Annotated in this window: 17 protein-coding genes and 1 pseudogene; 10 read left to right on the top strand and 8 right to left on the bottom strand. The window is 69.0% G+C overall.

Features of this window, described 5'->3' with window-relative positions:
• Positions 1-79 precede the first annotated feature (79 nt).
• Complete coding sequence (locus IG65_RS0109920; protein WP_030514568.1) at positions 80-961, bottom strand: alpha/beta fold hydrolase; 882 nt, start codon at positions 959-961, stop codon at positions 80-82.
• Positions 962-997: 36 nt separating this feature from the next.
• Here IG65_RS0109920 and IG65_RS38430 point away from each other — a divergent pair.
• From IG65_RS38430 to IG65_RS0109885, 8 genes and pseudogenes are all read left to right on the top strand, one after another.
• Positions 998-1,715: pseudogene (locus IG65_RS38430) on the top strand (BTAD domain-containing putative transcriptional regulator); the annotation flags it as partial.
• A 15-nt stretch (positions 1,716-1,730) separates the two neighbouring features.
• On the top strand, positions 1,731-2,948 hold the full coding sequence (locus IG65_RS38425; RefSeq protein WP_051755657.1) for a hypothetical protein: 1,218 nt from the start codon (positions 1,731-1,733) through the stop codon (positions 2,946-2,948).
• A 30-nt stretch (positions 2,949-2,978) separates the two neighbouring features.
• Entirely contained in the window at positions 2,979-3,206 is a 228-nt protein-coding gene (locus IG65_RS0109910) for a hypothetical protein (RefSeq protein WP_030514567.1), read from the top strand.
• 18 nt (positions 3,207-3,224) lie between these two features.
• Complete coding sequence (locus IG65_RS0109905) at positions 3,225-4,244, top strand: alpha/beta hydrolase (RefSeq protein WP_051755655.1); 1,020 nt, start codon at positions 3,225-3,227, stop codon at positions 4,242-4,244.
• Positions 4,245-4,264: 20 nt separating this feature from the next.
• Positions 4,265-5,167 carry an SDR family oxidoreductase gene (locus IG65_RS0109900; RefSeq protein ID WP_030514565.1) on the top strand — a complete coding sequence of 301 codons (903 nt, stop codon included), beginning with the start codon at positions 4,265-4,267 and terminating at the stop codon, positions 5,165-5,167.
• Position 5,168: 1 nt separating this feature from the next.
• The gene (locus IG65_RS0109895) at positions 5,169-6,089 is read left to right on the top strand and encodes a reductase (protein WP_030514564.1); all 921 of its coding nucleotides are present in this window, start codon (positions 5,169-5,171) and stop codon (positions 6,087-6,089) included.
• Positions 6,089-7,609 carry an NAD(P)/FAD-dependent oxidoreductase gene (locus tag IG65_RS0109890; RefSeq protein WP_030514563.1) on the top strand — a complete coding sequence of 507 codons (1,521 nt, stop codon included), beginning with the start codon at positions 6,089-6,091 and terminating at the stop codon, positions 7,607-7,609. Before IG65_RS0109895 ends, IG65_RS0109890 begins: the two co-directional genes overlap by 1 nt.
• 84 nt (positions 7,610-7,693) lie before the next feature.
• The gene (locus IG65_RS0109885) at positions 7,694-8,467 is read left to right on the top strand and encodes a MerR family transcriptional regulator (RefSeq protein ID WP_231509121.1); all 774 of its coding nucleotides are present in this window, start codon (positions 7,694-7,696) and stop codon (positions 8,465-8,467) included.
• 17 nt (positions 8,468-8,484) lie between these two features.
• On the opposite strand, the gene IG65_RS0109880 is transcribed toward IG65_RS0109885, so the two are convergent.
• Positions 8,485-9,204 carry a TetR/AcrR family transcriptional regulator C-terminal domain-containing protein gene (locus tag IG65_RS0109880; protein ID WP_051755654.1) on the bottom strand — a complete coding sequence of 240 codons (720 nt, stop codon included), beginning with the start codon at positions 9,202-9,204 and terminating at the stop codon, positions 8,485-8,487.
• Positions 9,205-9,404: 200 nt separating this feature from the next.
• Between IG65_RS0109880 and IG65_RS0109875 the strand changes: the two genes are divergently transcribed.
• Positions 9,405-10,058, top strand: coding sequence for a TetR/AcrR family transcriptional regulator (locus tag IG65_RS0109875; protein ID WP_030514560.1), 654 nt, complete (start codon positions 9,405-9,407; stop codon positions 10,056-10,058).
• On the opposite strand, the gene IG65_RS0109870 is transcribed toward IG65_RS0109875, so the two are convergent.
• Positions 10,051-11,649, bottom strand: a complete 1,599-nt coding sequence (locus IG65_RS0109870) for a GMC oxidoreductase (RefSeq protein ID WP_030514559.1) — start codon at positions 11,647-11,649, stop codon at positions 10,051-10,053. The genes IG65_RS0109875 and IG65_RS0109870 overlap by 8 nt on opposite strands.
• Before the next feature lie 289 nt (positions 11,650-11,938).
• Here IG65_RS0109870 and IG65_RS0109865 point away from each other — a divergent pair, with 289 nt between their 5' ends.
• Positions 11,939-12,508 (top strand): TetR/AcrR family transcriptional regulator, encoded by a 570-nt coding sequence (locus tag IG65_RS0109865; protein ID WP_030514558.1) that lies wholly within the window; start codon positions 11,939-11,941, stop codon positions 12,506-12,508.
• Between the two features lie 24 nt (positions 12,509-12,532).
• On the opposite strand, the gene IG65_RS0109860 is transcribed toward IG65_RS0109865, so the two are convergent.
• The 5 genes from IG65_RS0109860 to IG65_RS0109840 all read right to left on the bottom strand — a co-directional run bounded on the left by IG65_RS0109860 (position 12,533) and on the right by IG65_RS0109840 (position 17,624).
• Entirely contained in the window at positions 12,533-12,973 is a 441-nt protein-coding gene (locus tag IG65_RS0109860) for a hypothetical protein (protein WP_030514557.1), read from the bottom strand.
• A 19-nt stretch (positions 12,974-12,992) separates the two neighbouring features.
• Positions 12,993-13,814 carry a mycofactocin-coupled SDR family oxidoreductase gene (locus IG65_RS0109855; protein ID WP_030514556.1) on the bottom strand — a complete coding sequence of 274 codons (822 nt, stop codon included), beginning with the start codon at positions 13,812-13,814 and terminating at the stop codon, positions 12,993-12,995.
• A gap of 52 nt (positions 13,815-13,866) precedes the next feature.
• The gene (locus IG65_RS0109850) at positions 13,867-15,519 is read right to left on the bottom strand and encodes an MFS transporter (RefSeq protein ID WP_030514555.1); all 1,653 of its coding nucleotides are present in this window, start codon (positions 15,517-15,519) and stop codon (positions 13,867-13,869) included.
• Positions 15,520-15,640: 121 nt separating this feature from the next.
• Entirely contained in the window at positions 15,641-16,654 is a 1,014-nt protein-coding gene (locus tag IG65_RS0109845; RefSeq protein WP_030514554.1) for a TIGR03617 family F420-dependent LLM class oxidoreductase, read from the bottom strand.
• Between the two features lie 49 nt (positions 16,655-16,703).
• Entirely contained in the window at positions 16,704-17,624 is a 921-nt protein-coding gene (locus IG65_RS0109840; protein WP_030514553.1) for an SDR family NAD(P)-dependent oxidoreductase, read from the bottom strand.
• Positions 17,625-17,637: the final 13 nt, after the last annotated feature.

The raw sequence follows: 17,637 nt of genomic DNA, 5'->3' as shown, positions 1-17,637 counted from the left end.
GCCCGCGCCGGGGAAGGCCGGCGGTTCCCTCGTCGGCAACTGCCGACCTCCCTCGGTCGCGATATGCCCGGCGTGTCGCTCAGCGCCGCAGGAGATCGGTGATCACATCGACCACCGCGTCCGGCGCCTCCTCGGCCATGAAATGCCCCAGCGCGAGGGTGCGGTGGTCGAGATCGGTGGCCCATTCACGCCATACCGCGGCCGCGTCGTAACCGAGTTCGGCGCCCCAATCCTGCTGAATCACGGTGACCGGCATGGTGAGTCGGTGTCCGGCGGCGCGGTCGGCGAGGTCGTGGTCGAGATCGACGGTGGCCGAGGCACGGTAGTCGGCGACGATCGAATCCACCGCGCCGGCACACGCGCGCAGGTACTCCCGGCGGACGTCGTCGGGAATCGCGTCGGGGCGCAGGCACCAGGCGTCGAGGAAATGGCCGAAGAAGTCGTCGGCGCTCGCGCGGATCATGCGCTCGGGCAGCCCGGGCGGCTGGGCCATCAGATAGAGGTGGAAGGCGACTGCGGCGCTGTGGCCGTGCAGGACCTCCCACATATCCGATGTCGGCAGCACATCCAGCACCGCGAGATGGGAGATCCGATCGGGCCGGTCGAGTCCGGCGCGAATCGCCACCAGGGCGCCGCGGTCGTGTCCGGCCAGCGCGAACCGATCGAATCCGAAGTGGTCGGCCAGCGCGATCACATCGGAGGCCATCGTGCGTTTGGCATAGGTGCCGGAATCGGCGGCGACCGGTTTATCGCTGTCGCCGTAGCCGCGCAGGTCCGGGCACAGCACCGTGTGGTCGCGGGCCAGCGCCGGTGCGACGTGACGCCACATCAGATGCGTCTGCGGGAAGCCGTGCAACAGCACGATCGGAGTACCGGAGCCGGCGTGCGCGACGGACAACGCGACATCCTCGGCGACCGGAACGCGGTCGTAGTCGAAACCGGGGACGGTGGGTGCGGACATGCGGTGACGATCCCTTCTCTAGGCTGGTTCGGTGCGATGTCCATGCTCGGCGGCGGCAATGAGCAACCGATGAGTGCGCAGCTCACCGGCCCCGACGCGGCACCGACGGCCAGTGTGCTGGGCCCGGTGCGGGCCGTCGCCGCCGACGGGACGCCGCTGCCGCTGCACGGCCCCCGGCATGCCGAGGTGCTGGCCCGCCTGATCGCCGCCGGCGGACGGGTGGTGCCGGTGCCGGCCTTGGTGGCAGACCTGTGGGAGGACCCGCCGCCGGGCGCGGTCGCCGCTGTGCGCACCTTCGTCGCCGCACTGCGCCGTGCCCTGGAACCCGGCCGCGCGCCGCGCACCCCTGCCCGCGTGATCGTCACCGAGGGCGCCGGATACCGCGTGGTGCTGCCTCGCGATCACGTCGACGCCTGGTATTTCGACGATCTGGTCCGCGCGGCGGCGAATCGGGCCGGGCCGCAGCGGATCGAGACGCTGGAGACGGCGCTGGCGCTCTGGCGCGGAGACGCCTACGGCGACTACCGGTGGGCGGCCGGAGACATCGCGAAGCTCGATGAATTACGTTCTGCGGCAGTGGAAATGCTCGCGGAGGCGCGAATCCGCCAGGGACGGCCGGAACAGGCCGTCGCCGAACTCGAAACCTATCTGCACGAGCATCCCGTGCGGGAGCGGGCCTGGCTGCTGCAGGCGCGCGGACTGTGGCAGGCCGGCCGACGCGCTGGCGGCGCTGCGGCGGGCCCGAACCCGGCTGGGCACGGAAGCCGGATTGGATCCCAGCGCCGAACTGATCGCCCTCGAACGCGAAATCCTCACCGGAGAACCGGAATTCGGTGAGCACCGATTGTGGCGTGACACTGTCGCCGCCTACGGCGCCACCGGCCCGCGCAGCCGCATCACCTCCTCCGCCGATCTGCTGCGCGGCCTGGCCCTGACCGACGCGACCGGTCTGATGACCGCCCAGGACCGCCGGGCGCACGCCATCGACGACCTGTTCGCGAGTGGCGATCCCGAACTCACGGCCACCGCGCTGACCCGCATGGAGGTACCGGGGGTCTGGTCGGTGCTCGACGATCCGGCCCGGTCGGCGCGCGTGGCCGAGGCCGCCCGCACCACCCTCGAACGCTTGGACGACGATGCCGCGCCCGCGCTGCGCGCCCGGCTGCTCGCGCTGTTCGCGATCGAAACCCGCGGCCGCCGTGGCACGTCCGGCGCCGACGCCGCGCGAGCGGCCGAACGCATCGCCCGCGACCTGGGGGATCCGGCCGTGCTCGTGCTCGCTCTCGACGCCCGATTCCTGCAGTCCTTCCACACGCCGGGCCGGTGGCCGATGCGGGCGCGGCTCGCGCAGGAGCTGATCACGGTGTCGCGCCGGCACGACCTGTCGACCTACCTGATCCTGGGTCATCTCGTCGCGATGCAGGCCGCGGCCGCGGTGGGCGAGGTGGCCGTCGCCGACGAGCATGCCGCCGCGGCCGACCGTCTCGCGGTACGCTACGAGCGCGACCTCGTCGGGGTGTTCACCACCTGGTACCGCGCGCTGCGCACCGTCCTGACCGACCGGCCGGAACCGGAAGTGGCAGACGCCTACGAACGCGCGCTCGCCACCCTGCCGGGCTGCGGCATGCCCGGTGTCGCAGCGGGTCTCGCGCCGCTGACCGGTCTGTGCCTCGCGCTGCGGGCAGGCCGGGACCCGGCCGAATTCGCCGCGGCCGACTTCGGGCCGAACACTCCCTACGCCGCCGCGCTGCTCGAACCCGAGCGCGCGCACGAGCTGCTGCGCGCGGCGCCGGCGCCGCCGCCGGACCACTTGGCCGAATTGCGTTGGGCGCTAATGGGAATCGCCGCCGACCGATGCGCGGACCGGAGTACCGCGCGTCAGGTGCATCGCGCCCTGTCCCCGGCGCGCGGCGAACTGCTCGGAGCGGGCACCGGCATGCTGAGCCTCGGTCCGGCCGGCGCACTGCTCGATCGTTCGGCGCCGTAACGAAACATCCGGCGTGGCGATCCCTCGGATGTGAGTATCAACGGCCTCTCGGCCGCCCAGCAGCGCGCCGCGTTGCGCCGCCTGGTGGTGGCCTTCGGTGAACTGAACACCATCGTCGAACTCGCCGCGAACGAGGCCTCTCCGGATCTACGCGAACATGCCGAACTCGCGCGGGACATGCTCGGCGCCCTGGTCACGGAGGTGGCCCAGCCCGGGCGTGACCGGCGATGCTATCTGCCATTGACAAATGGCACATAGGTAGCTGATGCTCGGTATATGGAGACGAGAAGGTCAACGGAGACCTCGCCGTCGGCCACCGCACCGGTCCCGTCGTCACCGTCGCTGCGTTCGCGGCTGGCGCTGACCGCAGGACGGTACGGGGTACGGCCGATCAACTGCCTGCTACCGGCGAATCCGCTCGGCATCGCCGCGGCCCGTGGGCTGGTCGCGTCGATCATGGCGATCTGCGGGCCGGTGCTGCCGGGAACCCTTGTGACACAGGTGCGTTCGGGTTGGTTGCGCGGGGAGTGGGTGTGCGCTGCCGGAGTCGGTCACGGCGATCGCGCCCTGTACTACGTGCACGGCAGCGGCTATGTCATCTGCTCGGCGCGCACCCATCGCGGTCTGGCGTCGCGACTGTCCCGCGCCACCGGACTCCCGGTCTTCGTCGTCGACTACCGGCTCGCGCCCGAGCACCCCTTCCCGGCCGCGGCCGACGATGTGGCCGAGGGCTACCGCTGGCTGCTGGCCCAGGGCTACCGGGCCGGGGACCTCGTGATCGGCGGTGACTCGGCCGGCGGGCATCTGTGCGTGGACCTGCTGCTCGACAATGCTCGCACCGGAGTGGCGCAGCCGGCCGGCGCGGTGCTGTTCTCACCGCTGATCGATCTGTCCTTCGAACTGGCCCGCGGCTGCGAACGCCGGGCCGCCGAGGCCATGGCCTCCGCGCGCACCGGTCGTGCCGCGGTGCGGTTGTACACCGGCGACGAACCCGAGGATTCGCCGCGGCTGCGGCTGCGCATCCCCGCGGGAATCGCGTTGCCCCCGTTGTTCGTTCAGGTGAGCGGCGCGGAAATGCTCGCCGCCGACGCGCACCACCTCCGCGACCTCGCCCATGCCGCCGGCGTGCCGTGCGAACTGGAGGTGTGGCCGGGCCAGATCCACGGCTTCCAGGCGCTGCCGCTGGCCGTACCGGAGGCCGCGGCGGCATTGCGCCGCGCGGCCGCCTTCATCACCGGGGTACTCGCGCGATCCCGTGCGGCACAACCGGTATCGAGTGCCCGAGAGGCGGGATAGTGATGTGGATCGTGGATGCGATGGCGGGGGCGAATGCGGCGCTGCGGTCGGTGATCGGCGGCGACCGCAGTACCTATGACGCGAAGGCCGTCGTCACCGGGGCCGGCAGCGGGATCGGGCGTGCCTTCGCCCTCGAGCTGGCCCGGCGCGGGGGAGAGGTGATCTGTGCCGATATCGACCTCGGCCGCGCCGAGGAGACGGTCGCGCTCATCGACCGGATCCACGGCCGCCGCGCGCACGCGTATTGCTGTGACGTGGCCCAGCGCGCGGAGATGGAATCGCTGGCGCAGCACAGCGAAGCGATCTTCCACGGCCCGCCGACCCTGGTGATCAACAACGCCGGTGTCGGCATCGGCGGAAAGCCGGTGGGCGACATCGGATTCGAGGACTGGCAGTGGGCGCTGGGCATCAACCTGTGGGGTGTGGTGCACGGATGCGAACTGTTCGTGCCGCGGCTCCGCCGGGCCGGTCGCGGCGGCATCATCAATGTGGCCTCGGCGGCCGGATTCGCCGCCGCACCCGCGATGGCCCCGTACAACGTCTCCAAGGCGGGCGTGGTGTCGCTGTCGGAAACCCTCGCCGCCGAACTGTCGGGCACCGGCGTCACCGTGACGGTACTGTGCCCGACCTTCGTGCGCACCAACGTCGCCCGCGACGGGCGCATCACCGCCGGATCGGCCCGCCTGGCCACCGAACTGATGCGCTGGACCGGCTTCTCGCCCGACCACGTCGCGCGCATCACCCTCGACGCCCACGAGCGCGGCCGCCTGCATGTGCTGCCGCAGCTGGACGCGGTGGTCGTCTGGCATCTCAAACGACAATTCCCGGCCACCTACACCCGGGCCCTCGGCCTGCTGAACCGATATCTGCCGCAAGCGGATTCGGCCCCGGCATCGGCCGACAGCGAAAAGACAGGAGTCTGACATGTCCTTCGACTTCGACGATATGCTGGCCAAGATCAAGTCCCGGCAGTGGGCGCTGGCCGATATCGAGTGGGACGCACCGGGCGCGGAACTGATCGATCCCGAACTGCACGCGAAACTGACGCCGTTCATGGCGGATCTGATGTGGATCGAGAACGTCGGCGCGCGCGGCTTCGCGGCGATGGCGAAGAAGGCCCCGACGCAGACACTGCGCGAGATCTACCGGTTCTTCCACGCCGAGGAACAGCGCCACGCCAATGCCGAACTGGCCCTGATGCGCCGCTGGGGCATGCTCGACGGCGACGAGATCCCCGAACCGAATATCAACGTCAAGCTGGTCATCGACTTCCTCGACAAATACGCCGACGGCATGTCGCTGTCGTTTCTGGGCACGGTGATTCCGATGCTGGAGGTGGCGCTCGACGGCGCGCTGATCAAATTCGTCACCGACGAGATCGCCGATCCGATCGCCCAGGAGGTGTTCCGCAAGATCAACTCCGACGAATCCCGGCATCTGGCCACCGATTACGCGGTGATGGAACTGCTCGGGCACTCCACCGCGCGCAAACTCGCGATCGATCTGGTCGGAGGCTGGGTGAAGCCGTCACTGATGATCGGCGTGCTCAGCTATGTGCCGCTGCTGAACAAGATGCGCGACAACATCGTCGCGATGGGCGTCGACGAGGACAAGCTGTATGCCGCGATGCGCCGGTTCAAGGCGGTCGGGGAGCGCACACCCGTGGTGAACCGGGTGCCGATGTACCGGATCGTCAAGATGCACAGCGACTGGGTGATCAACCGCGACCACCCCTACCACCTGCTGGCCGACACACTGGTGAAGGTGACCGCCCGCATCCCCGACCGGGTGCTGCCCGCGCAGCCGACCTGGTCGAAGGAACTGACCTACGAGCCGGTCGCGTGATGAGCGGGAACACCGTGCTGGACGTCGCGATCGTCGGAGCCGGATTCGCCGGGATCGGGGCGGCGATCCGGTTGCGGCAGCGCGGAATCACGAATATCGCGATCTTCGAACGGGACCGGCGGGTCGGCGGCACCTGGCGCGACAACACCTATCCGGGGGCGGCCTGCGATATTCCGTCGCGGCTGTACTCCTACAGTTTCGCGCCGAATCCGGAGTGGTCGCAGACCTATTCCGGCAGTGCGGAAATCCTCGGCTACATCGATGCGATGGTCGAGAAGTTCGCACTCGGCGCATCGATTCGCTTCGGGCACAACGTATCCGGATTGGCCTACGACGAGGCGGCGGGAGAATGGGAGATCGCCTTCGACGCCGGTCGCACACCGGTGCGGGCCCGTTCGGTGGTGCTCGCGTCCGGGCCGCTGGCCAATGCGAGCCTGCCGGACATCCCGGGTCGCGACAGCTACGAGGGCCATATGATCCACTCCGCCCGCTGGGATCACGACTACGACTTCACCGGTAAGAAGGTGGCCGTGGTCGGCACCGGCGCCAGCGCGGTGCAGATCGTCCCGGAACTGGTCGAGCGGGCCGGTTCGGTGAAGGTCTTCCAGCGCACGCCGGGCTGGGTTCTGCCGCGGATCAACCGGCACACCACCGGCCTGACCCGGCAGCTGTACCGGCACCTGCCACTCACCCAGCAGCTCGCCCGGCAAGCCTGGTTCTGGGGGCACGAATCGGTGGCGCTGGGCGTGGTGTGGAATACCCCGCTGACCAGGATCGTGGAATCGGTGGCGCTGGCCCATCTGCACAGTCAGGTCCGCGATCCGTGGTTGCGGCGGCAACTGACTCCGGACTTCCGGGCCGGATGCAAGCGGCTGTTGATGAGCAGCGAGTACTACCCGGCGCTGCAACGCGACAACTGCACGCTGGTCACCTGGCCGATCGCGGGGATGTCGCCGGCGGGCATCCGCACCGCCGAGGGGATCGAGCACCGGTTCGACTGCATCGTGTTCGCCACCGGTTTCGAGGTGTCGAAGGCGGGCGCGCCGATTCCGATCACCGGCCGCGGCGGCCGGGTCCTGGACGACGAATGGCGCAGGGGCGCCTACGCGTACAAGAGTGTGACCGTCGCGGGCTATCCGAACCTGTTCTTCACCTTCGGGCCCAATTCCGGTCCCGGGCACAATTCGGCGCTGGTGTACATGGAGGCGCAGATCGACTATCTCGCCGCGGCGATCGGCATGCTGCTCGAGCGGAATCTGCATTCGCTCGAGGTGCGCCGCGACCGCCAGGACCGCTACAACCACCGGCTGCAGCGCCGGCTGCGGGCGACCACCTGGAATTCCGGGTGCCGCAGCTGGTATCTGACCGAGGACGGCTTCAACGCGACCATGTTCCCGGGCTTCGGCAGCCAGTTCACCGGTCAGCTCGCCACCCTCGACCCGCACGACTATGTGCTCATCCCCGGGCGGGGCGGCGCCCGCGCGCCTGTCGCCGATCGGGCGGTGACCTCGTTGGGCTAATGTCGACACGATGCGTCGCGCCCGGGCTGCTCACACGGGCCGGAGGCGGGTGCGACGCGGGTCGGCGTCCGGCACGAGGAAAGGATGGGCGAGAACGGGATGGCGGAGTACCGCATCGATGAACTCGCCCGCGCCGCAGGCACAACCAGCCGCAATGTGCGCGCCTACCAGGAACGCGGCCTGCTGCCGCCGCCGGTGCGCCGGATCGGGCGCGCGCTGATCTACGACGACTCCCATCTGGAGCGATTGAAGATCATCGACGTGCTGTTGCAGCGTGGGTTCACCACCGCCCATATCGCCGATTTCATCACCGGCTGGGAAACGGGTAAGGACCTCACCGAGATCCTGGGGCTGCAGCACGCGGTCACCGCCGCGTGGGGGCAGCAGGACGAGACGCTGCAGGTACCGCGCGAATTGATCGACACCTTCCTCGGCGAGGAGGCGGCCGATCCGGAGATCCTGGAGCGTCTCGCCGAACTCGGGCTGGCCCGGATCGGCGCGGAGACAATCGAATTCACCGATCCGCAGCTGCTGGAGAATTTCGCCGAACTGCACGGCTACGGGTTCCGGCTGGGCCGGCTGGCCGATCTGCAGGCAGCCGTCAGCGGCCGCCTCGACGAGATCGCCCACGACATGATGTCGGTCGCCAAGCAGCAGATCGTCGATGCCCACGGCCCCGGCTGGCTGCCCGACACCGACGACGAAATCGCCGAAACCGCGAAGATGCTCAACCATTTACGCGGTCTCGCCGTCACCGCGGTGAACAACACCCTGGCACGGTCGCTGGATCGTGTGCTGCGCGAAGAGCTGGGCGACTATCTCGCCGAGGCCGTGGACCGGCGCGCCAAGGAACACTGACCCGCGCCGGCGTGAAGTCACCGGCCGGGACCACCTGTCGGCGCCACCGCTGCGGCGCCGTGCCGAACCTCCAGCCGCCGTTCCAGGCCCTCGATGATCAGCGCGAGAACGAATTCGAATTGCTCACCGGCGCGGCTGTCGCTCTCGCGCGCGGTCGCGACCGCGCGCAGGAGCGGGAATCCGGACTCGTTTCCCAGCGTGCGCCGCACCGCGGCCGCTTGCGGATCGGCCGGCCCGCCGGTGGCGTCGAGCGCCTCGCGTGCGGCCGAATAGGCCATCGCGGCAACAAGTTTCAGTGTGCGCCCGGCTTCGTTCGCATCGAGTCCGGCGCCGACCAACGCGGCCATGATCCGTTCGACCAGTTGCAGGGCCGACAGCCCCGCCTTCCCGTCGAACCGGACGTAGGCGATGAGCGCGCCGACCTGCACCAGAGCATCGACTACCGCGTAGCCGAACGATCGCAGCAGCTCACGCCAGTCCGCTCGCTCGGGCAGGTCGACCCGGCGGAAACCGGTGTCGAACGCGTCGAACGCGACCAGTTCGAGCAGGCCCTGGCGGTCGCTGACGTGATAGTTGAGCGATTTGCGATGCACGCCCAGCGCGTCGGCCACCGCCTGCATGGTCAGATTCTCCGGCTCCAGGTCGCGCGCGGCGACGAGGATGAGATGACGGTTCAGCCGGGGCGGGCGTCCGCGAGCACGGGCGGGGGCGACCACGGCATCGTCGGTCTCTGCCATGGGATCTCGCTGTTCCTCCGGAAGCGACGGTCGGCACGACGCGTCGCACAACGCTGGGCGATCGCGCCGCGATATCGAGCGTAGCCGCTTTTTCCCGGCCGGAGAAAAAAATTTGGGAACTTTCCCGGGTCTCGGCGGGGCCGTCCGCCGGGCTAGGATCGACGATCGGTCCTCGGGCGAAGACCAGGTAGGAGTGTGTGATGGCGTCGAAGGCCGCCGGGCAGCGTCGCCGGCCCACTCAGGAGCGCGCCAAGGCGACCCGGGAGCAGATCCTCGACACCGCCGCCCGGCTGTTCGGTGAGCGTGGGATCGCCAACACCTCGACCAACCGGATCGCCGCCGAGGCGGGGATGAGTATCGGCACGGTGTACCGCTACTTCTCCGACCGCACCGTCATCGTCGAGGAGCTGCTCGCGCGTCTGCTCGAGAACATCGAAAAGCGCGCCACCGACAGCATTTTCGACCGCTCGGACGCCACCATGCACGAGCTGACCGCCCGCCTGCTGAACTCGATCGCCGAGGAACTGGTGGCCAATGCGCTCCTGGTCCGGGCACTCGTCGCCGGGGTGCAGTTCTACAGCAGCGGCATCCCGGAGTTCGAGCCGCGGCTGCGGCTGCTGATCAAGGTGCTGCTGATCCAGGTACTCGGCCCCGGCGACGATCACGAATACGACGTGATGACCTTCGTCATCATCAATACCGGCTTCTCCGCGGTGCTGCGGGCCTCGGCCATCGAATTCGACGAGCGGCAACGCCGCGAGGCCATCGATATGACGGCGCACATGATCGGCGACTGGATCGACGCCGAGGCCGCGCGGCGCAGCGGCGAGGCGCGCGTGCCGCGCCTCAGATGACGGTGCCGATATCGGTGGCGACGATCCGGTCGAGGGCGCGTTCGGCGACCGCGGCGATGGTCATCGACGGATTGCAGGCCGCGGTACTGCCGGGAATCAGTGCGCCGTCGAGGACGTAGAGACCGCGCGTGCCGTGGACCCGGCCCTGCAGATCGCACACCGTGCCCATCGGCGCGCCGCCCAGCGGATGCCAGGTGCTCGGGGCCGCGGCATTGGTGTCGAGCACCGTACTGCCGGGTCCCGCGATGGCGTGGACGCGAGCGGCGATGCGCTGCTGCAGTGCGGCGTCGGCATCGGCGGGCCAGTACAGTTTCGCGTCGTCGGTGGCCGCGTCGTAGGCGAGATGTCCACGGCCGTCGGTGATTCCGAATCCGACCAGCATGGTCGAATGCGCGTCGACGCCGGCCGGCGGAATCGACGCCTGGATCACGGTGTTGGCGATGGCCGGGTCGTCCCACTCCTTACTGCCGTAGACCACCGGCCCGCCCTGGGCGGTGCCGAAATCGTCGGTCGCGCTGGTCCAGGTGAAGATCCGGTCGCCGTTGTTGCCCCACTGGCCCCCGAGGCCGTCGGGAAGATCCGGGATCTGTCCCTTCGCACCGGCCCGCAGCAGCAGCTTGGTGGTGTTGATACTGCCCGCGGCCATGATCAGCGCCTGCGCAGTGAGGACGAGTTGTTCGACGACCCGTCCGGCGGTATCGATCCGGTCGACGCTGATCTGCCAGCGGCCGTCGGGCGTCCTCGCCACATCGGTGACCTCGTGCTGGGTCCGCACGGTGGCGCGGCCCGTGGCCTCGGCGCGCGCCAGATAGGTGACATCGACGGAATGTTTGCCGCCGTTGTTCACCCCGAGCGCGCAGTCGCCGTTGATGTAGGACGGTTTCATCTCGCCGCGCACCTCGCGCAGCGCGAAGCTCCAATCGATCGGCATGGGGATCTTCGACAGCTCGTAGCCGGCCGCGCCGACGTTGCGCGCGAACGCGCGGGAGGGCAGATAGGTGGGGCTGTCGATCAGTTCGTCGGGCGCGACATCGGCGCCCAGCATCCGTGCCACCCGCGGATAGTGCTCACGCGCCATCAGCGCGTAGTCGAGTTCGGCGGGGAAGACCGCGGCGAAGGTCGCCTCGGTGGGCTGCAGGGTCATGCCCTGGTACACCAGGGAGCCGCCGCCGACGCCCGCGGCGCAGACCGCGGTCATGTTCTCCCCGACGACGGCCTCCAGCAGGCCGGTGTACGGCTCGACCGCCACCGGCACGCCCAGCACCTGCGGTGCGGACCGGTACCAGAGCATGCGCTTGTCCGGGCGCGACGGATGCGGGAAGGTGTCGGCATTGGGGCCGGTGCGCCAGCGCATCCCGCGTTCGAGGACCAGGACGTCGACGCCGGCCTCGGCCAGCCGCAGCGCGCTGACGCCGCCGCCGAATCCGGAACCGATGATGACGACGCGATGATCTTCCCTGGTCAGCGGGACGGACGTGCGCCGTCTCCCGGTGGTCATCCAGGGCTGGGCGCTCGCGGTGGCCGCGGTGGCCAGAGTCAGACCGGCGGTGGTGGCGCCGAGCAGAAAGGAGCGTCGCTTCATCGGGGGCATGCACTCTCCATCAAGACCTACAGGTACGTAATATCGGTCGCGGGGTTTGCTCTGGACGCGAAAGCGGGGTGCGTGCCGGACCGGTGCGACCGAATCCAACCGGACAACTATCTCCGGTTGCTAGCGCAGTCTGTACGACCCGGCCGGTCTCGTCAACTGCAACTTGTTTCAGTTGAGGTCGCGAGGCTCCGCGATCGCGAAATCCGTACGCGCCGAACGACACCGGGCTCGGGCGACGGTGCCGGTCCGCGATGCCGGGGCGCGGCACGCGTGCGGTAACGTCGGACAGATGACCGCGTCACCCCGGGCCAATCGAGGGCCGAAGGCAGCTGCGGCGAACCGACGGGCGTTGGTTCGCGCGGCGCGGGAGGTGTTCGCCGAGAACGGTTTCGACGCTCCGATGAACTCGATCGCCCGCGCGGCGGGAGTGGGCCCGGGCGTGCTGTACCGGCATTTCCCGACCCGCGAATCGATGATCCTGGCGGTGTTCGACGACAACATCGTCGAGATCGAGGAGGTGGCCAATCGGCCGGGGACCACGGCGGTGGATCTGCTGGATTTCATCGTCGACCAGATCGCGGTCTCGGCCGGCTTCATCGCCACCATCGACCCCACCGGCTTCGACGATCCCCGGCTGTTCGAGGTGTCGCGCCGGCTCGTCGACCTGATCGGCGCCAAATTGGCCGATGCCGATTCGCGCGGTTCGCTGCGACCGGAACTCACCGCCGAAGACGTCGTGACGGCTCTGGCCATGCTGGCGGCCGTGCTGATCAAAACCGAACTTCCGGCGCGCCAGGCCACCGCACGACGCGCCTGGCGCCTGCTGATGCGCGGGCTCAGCCGCGAATCCGGCGACTGAGTTGCGGTTGGTCAGTGCCGGTTGTCAGGCGGCCAGGTCGGACGATTCGAACGGTGCGAAGAAGGCGCCCATCCCGCCGGCGGCCAGGACGTCGCCCAGCGCGATGAAATCGTAGCTGCCACCGGACTTTCCGGCGACCGCGCGCACCTCGGCCAGGATGTCGCCGGTGTCGTGGCGCAACAGCCGATGCCGGGCCCGGGCCAGATCGTGGGCCGGCACCTGCGCTTCGGCGTGGGCCAGCATCAGATGCAGGCACAGCTGCTGGGCCGGGGTCGCCGGACCGGGCGGGCGGCCCGAGGACAGATCGTCCGCCAACTGGTCGAAGGTCTGGGCCAGATAGAACAGGAAGACCGGGCGCGGGCTGTGCAGCAGGACGGCGCGCACCTCGTCGCCGAGCAGGTGCGCCGCGGTGCACAGCGCCGCGGCGAGCCGCGGGGTCGGTACGGTGCTGTCGAAGTCGCTCATCTGTTCTCTCCCAACCACTTCAGTACTGCGTGCTGCCCTGGTCCACCGGGATCGCCGCCGCGGTGAGATACCGGGATTCGTCGGAGGCCAGCCAGCAGACGGTATCGGCGACGTCCTCGGGTTCGAGTACCCATGTCGGCAGGAACGGCGTCATCATGTGAGCCAGTTGCGGATTGGTTTCCATGGCGGCGCCCAGCCGGGTCACCATCTCGCCGGTGCCCATCGCCGAATTCACCGGCCCGGGATGCACGCTGTTCACGCGGATGGCGTGCGGGCCGAGTTCGGCCGCCAGCGCGCGGGCCATCCCGGTGAGCGCGTGCTTGCCGGCGGTGTAGTGCACCATGAACGGCTGCATCTTGATCCCCGCCGCCGAACTGATCAACACGATCGACCCGCCGCGCCCACCCTCGACGATGTGCGGCGCCGCGACGGCCACGGTATTCCACGTGCCCGTCACATTGATGTCGATGACGTCGCGGAAGGACTGCGGGGTGATCGCATCCCATGGTTCCGGGACCGCGATCCCGGCGTTGGCCACCACCACGTCGAGCCGGCCGAATTCACTCACCCCCTCGTCGACGGCCTTGCGCATACCGTCGAGGTCGCGGGTGTCGACCGCGGCGGCGCGGATCCGCCGGCCGGTCGCCTCCACGAGGCGGACCGTCTCGGCCAGATCCGCGCCGGTCGCGGAATCGTAAGGGACGCAGGGCGGTAACGGTCCCGCGATGTCGACGGCGATGATGTCGGCGCCCTCGCGCGCCATCCGCACCGCGTGCGCGCGGCCCTGCCCACGGGCGGCCCCGGTGATGAATGCGACCGGGTCGGTGAGTCTGCCGGTCACGTGCCCTCCTGTGGCCCGATGCGGAATGGCTGCGGCGAGAACGGGTGTCGATTCAGTGGGCGGTGCCTCCGGTACTCGGCCGGTTGTAGTAGCGCAGCAACACCAGTGCCAGGACGAAGGCGACGGCGGACGCGGCGGCGAACACGTAGAAGATGTTCGTATAGGCGGCACCGTCCGGAAGCTGCGCCAGCGGACCGGTGTTCAGTTTACGTTCCTCGACGTGTCCGGGGGCGTTGATGTGCAGAATCAGCGGGTTGGCCGACATGACCGCCGCGACGGCGGCGGTAGCGGCCGCGGTGCCGAAACTGTTGAAGGCTCCGTACATTCCGGCGCTGATGCCCTGCTGTTCCTGTGGCACCGCCTCCACCACCATATTGGGCAGGGTGCCCAGATATGCTCCCGCACCGACACCGATGATCAGCGCGATCAGCGCCATCTGCCACACGCTGTCGTGGAAGCGGGCGAACAGCAGACATCCGATCACGAACGCGATGGTCGAGGCGAGATAGGGCTTGAGCAATCCGATCCGGGTCGACATCCAGCCGCACAGCGGGGCGACGAGCACGTACACCAGCGCCAGGCCCAGCATGGCCTGCACGGTGAACTGCAACAGCGTCAGACCGAAGCCGGGCAGGGTGCCCTCCACCGAGAAGTATTGCGTGACAGCCGATGTGGGAACCTTGATATGCATCTGTTCGGAGGCCTGCTTGGCTGCCTCGGCGGCCGCGCCGTCGACGATCTGCTTCTTGATCGCCTCACCCTCGGCTCCGCCGGGTGTCTCCGCGAGATAGCCCATCGCATACGACAGGCCCTGCATGACACCCACCGACAGGAACGCCGCGGCGAGGATGCCGGCGAACCGCGGGGCGCGCAACAACTTCGGATCCATGATCGGTTCCGGTGTGATCAGCTCCCAGACGTAGAAGGCCACCAGCAGGACCACGCCGCCGATGAGCCAGGCCAGCGCCGACAGTTCGCCCCAGCCCCAGGTGGCGCCGTTGCTGAGATAGATGAGCACACCGGCGATGCCGGCGCCGAGCAGCACCGCACCGAGCAGGTCGATCTTGACCTTGGCGCGCAGCTTGGTCTCGGGCACGAACAGTGCCAGCGGCAGGATCGTCACCACGGTCCAGATCACGCAGAACCAGAACAGCGAACGCCAGCTGTAGTGGTCGGTGAGGATGCCGCCGATCAGCGGGCCCAGGATCGCGCCCACGCCGGTGCCACCGCCCGCGAGCGCGATCGCCATGTTCAGGTGGCGGCGCGGCGCGAGATCGCGAATCAGGCCGTAGGACACGAAGATCGCCGGGAAGGCCAGCCCCTGCAGTCCGCGGCCGAGCAGCATCAGCACCCAGTTCGAGGTCAGAGCGTCGATGAGGCAGCCGATGATCGACAGCAACAGACAGAACAGGATGATCTTCTTCTTGCCGACCAGATCGGACAATTTGCCGAAGACCGGTACCGCTACGCCGCCGATCAGTGAGTACAGCGTGGTCAGCCAGGTGAGCTGCCCGGCGTTCTGCTCCGGGAAGGATTCACCGATGAATCGGGCGCTGAGACTGATGAACGTGAAATGGAACGGGACGATCTCGGTGCTCGCGACGATCGCCACGATGATGAGGACGACACGGAGCGTGGAGGCGTTTTCCAGGCGTCCGGTGTCGTTGTCATCGGGGCTTTCGACGCTGGTGGTCGCGGTTGCCATGGGTAGTTCTTCTCCTTCACCGCCACCCGTGCGTCGGCTCGCTGCGGCCTGAGTGCGGTGAATCACATAATAGACATGTGAGAATCCAGTTTCCACTAAACGAGAAGTAGACTTCTGACCGTTATCCCGTGGACTGCAACCGGCCCACGAATTCGGCCACGTCGTCGGTCGCGGGGTCGTAACCCGGGAAGTAACAGCAGATGTCGCGGGCGTACTCGCCGAAGCGGGCGTGAGCCTGGGCCGCACAGTCGGCGGGAGAGCCGACCAGCGCGAGGGTGCGGACCATGGGCTCGGTGATCAGCGCCCGCATCTCGGCGTAGCGACCCTGTTTGGACAGGGCGTTGAGTTCGGGTTGCAGCTCACCCCAGCCCTCGGCGTCGAGGACCGGGCGGTAGGCCGGAGTGGACGCGTAGAAGGCGATGAGCCGCGCGACCGCGTCGACGGCGGCGGCCAGTTCGGGCGCGGTGCCGCCGAGCGCGACCATGGCCTGGGCGACCACCTCGAAGTCGTCGAGCGTGCGCCCGGATTCGGCCAGCCCGCGCCGCAGCGCCGGTACCGTGCGCCGGGTGAAATGAGTGGCACTGTTGAACGGCATGACCAGCAGCCCGTCGGCCACCTCGGCGGCGGTCCGGGTCATCACCGGTCCCAGCGCGCCCATCAGCACCGGCGGCGGGCCGAACGGATTGGGGCCGGGATCGAACGTCGGCGGCATCAGCGTGTGGGTGAAGAACTCGCCCCGGAAATCCAAAAGCGCGTGACCTTCCCACGCCGCGAGGATGGCCTTCACCGCCGCCACCGATTCACCCGTGCGCCGGGCCGGGCGTTCCCACCGGCTGCCGTAGCGCTTCTCGATGTGCACCCGGATCTGCGACCCCAGGCCCAGCCGGAACCGCCCGCCGCTGAGCGCCTGCAGATCGTAGGCGGTGTGCGCCAGGTGCAGCGGACTGCGCGGGCCGGCGATGGCGACATTGGTCATCAGCCGCAGATCGGTCTCCGTGGCGGCGAGAACCAGCGGCACGAAGACGTCGTGCGGGCCCTCGAAGGAGAAGATGCCGTCGGCGCCGAGCGCGGCGATCGCCCGGGCGCTCTCGCGGGCGCGCAGTGGCGAACCCTCCACCTGCAGATGCACTTTCACCGGTGATCCTTCCGTTCGGTGGCATCACGCTAGCGGAAGGTGACGCGGCTCAGTCCGGATGCGCAGCGGTGAGACGTTCGGCGCACTCCCACACCTCGCGTTCGCGAGCCGGATCGTAGGACTCGGGTGAGGACTCGGTGACCCGGTGGCGATCGATGTAACTGCCGGACTCGGCCCGGACGGATCCGGTGACCACCGCGGCGAGGCGCCGGCCCGCGGTCTTCGGCGTGCTCGCCAGCGGGGTCCAAGTGAGGGCGCGGGCGAGGCGGCGGGCGGCGAAGCGCTCCAGGCGGCCGGCGTTGCGGGTCAGTTCCGTGCCGGGGACGAAACCCGGGTTGTAGGAAAGGATCTCGACTCCGGCCGGAAGCCGGCGCGCGTACTCGTGCACCAGATAGATCATGGCGAGTTTGCTCGTCGAGTACGCGGTGCGGCCCGCTGCCGTACTCGACGGATCGGCGAAGGCGCCGGGGTGGGCCAGCACATCGGGGGAGTGCCACACCGGGCCGGGCACCATGCCCAAGTTGTGCCGCAGATCGCCGAAATGGGTGTCGCTGACGGTGATCACGATCCGCGACGGCACGACGAAGCGGTCGCCGAGCAGGCGCAGCAGCAGGTGGTTGGCCACGACGTTGACGGCGAAGGTGGCCTCGAGTCCGTCCTCGGTCGCGATGGTCGCGTCGGTGTACTGGATGCCGGCATTGCCGACGAATCCGGCCAGCGGCGGCACCTCGCCGCGATCGAGCATGTCGTGAATTCGCCGCGCCGCCGAACGGATCCCGGCCAGCGACGCGAGGTCGGCCTCCACATGCGAGGCCGCGTATCCCGCACCGGACAATTCCGCGCACACCTGTGGGCCGGACGCGCCGCGCGCCAGCACCAGCAGGCGGGTATCGGGTGCGAGGCGCAGGATCTCCCGGGCGGCGATCCGGCCGATTCCACGTGTCGCGCCGGTCATCACGAGGGTGTGCATGCCACGACGTTAG

Origin of the sequence: Nocardia sp. NRRL WC-3656 (assembly GCF_000720265.1) — a bacterium.
Classification (GTDB): domain Bacteria; phylum Actinomycetota; class Actinomycetes; order Mycobacteriales; family Mycobacteriaceae; genus Nocardia; species Nocardia nova.
This window is presented reverse-complemented; position numbering and strand designations above follow the sequence as displayed.

What these genes read in the sequence shown, in the direction of transcription:
- IG65_RS0109920 (WP_030514568.1), bottom strand. Translation starts at nt 961, where the DNA reads ATGTCCGCACCCACCGTCCCCGGTTTCGACTACGACCGCGTTCCGGTC.
- IG65_RS0109905 (WP_051755655.1), top strand. Translation starts at nt 3,225, where the DNA reads ATGGAGACGAGAAGGTCAACGGAGACCTCGCCGTCGGCCACCGCACCG.
- IG65_RS0109900 (WP_030514565.1), top strand. Translation starts at nt 4,265, where the DNA reads ATGGCGGGGGCGAATGCGGCGCTGCGGTCGGTGATCGGCGGCGACCGC.
- IG65_RS0109895 (WP_030514564.1), top strand. Translation starts at nt 5,169, where the DNA reads ATGTCCTTCGACTTCGACGATATGCTGGCCAAGATCAAGTCCCGGCAG.
- IG65_RS0109890 (WP_030514563.1), top strand. Translation starts at nt 6,089, where the DNA reads ATGAGCGGGAACACCGTGCTGGACGTCGCGATCGTCGGAGCCGGATTC.
- IG65_RS0109885 (WP_231509121.1), top strand. Translation starts at nt 7,694, where the DNA reads ATGGGCGAGAACGGGATGGCGGAGTACCGCATCGATGAACTCGCCCGC.
- IG65_RS0109880 (WP_051755654.1), bottom strand. Translation starts at nt 9,204, where the DNA reads ATGGCAGAGACCGACGATGCCGTGGTCGCCCCCGCCCGTGCTCGCGGA.
- IG65_RS0109875 (WP_030514560.1), top strand. Translation starts at nt 9,405, where the DNA reads ATGGCGTCGAAGGCCGCCGGGCAGCGTCGCCGGCCCACTCAGGAGCGC.
- IG65_RS0109870 (WP_030514559.1), bottom strand. Translation starts at nt 11,649, where the DNA reads ATGCCCCCGATGAAGCGACGCTCCTTTCTGCTCGGCGCCACCACCGCC.
- IG65_RS0109865 (WP_030514558.1), top strand. Translation starts at nt 11,939, where the DNA reads ATGACCGCGTCACCCCGGGCCAATCGAGGGCCGAAGGCAGCTGCGGCG.
- IG65_RS0109860 (WP_030514557.1), bottom strand. Translation starts at nt 12,973, where the DNA reads ATGAGCGACTTCGACAGCACCGTACCGACCCCGCGGCTCGCCGCGGCG.
- IG65_RS0109850 (WP_030514555.1), bottom strand. Translation starts at nt 15,519, where the DNA reads ATGGCAACCGCGACCACCAGCGTCGAAAGCCCCGATGACAACGACACC.
- IG65_RS0109840 (WP_030514553.1), bottom strand. Translation starts at nt 17,624, where the DNA reads ATGCACACCCTCGTGATGACCGGCGCGACACGTGGAATCGGCCGGATC.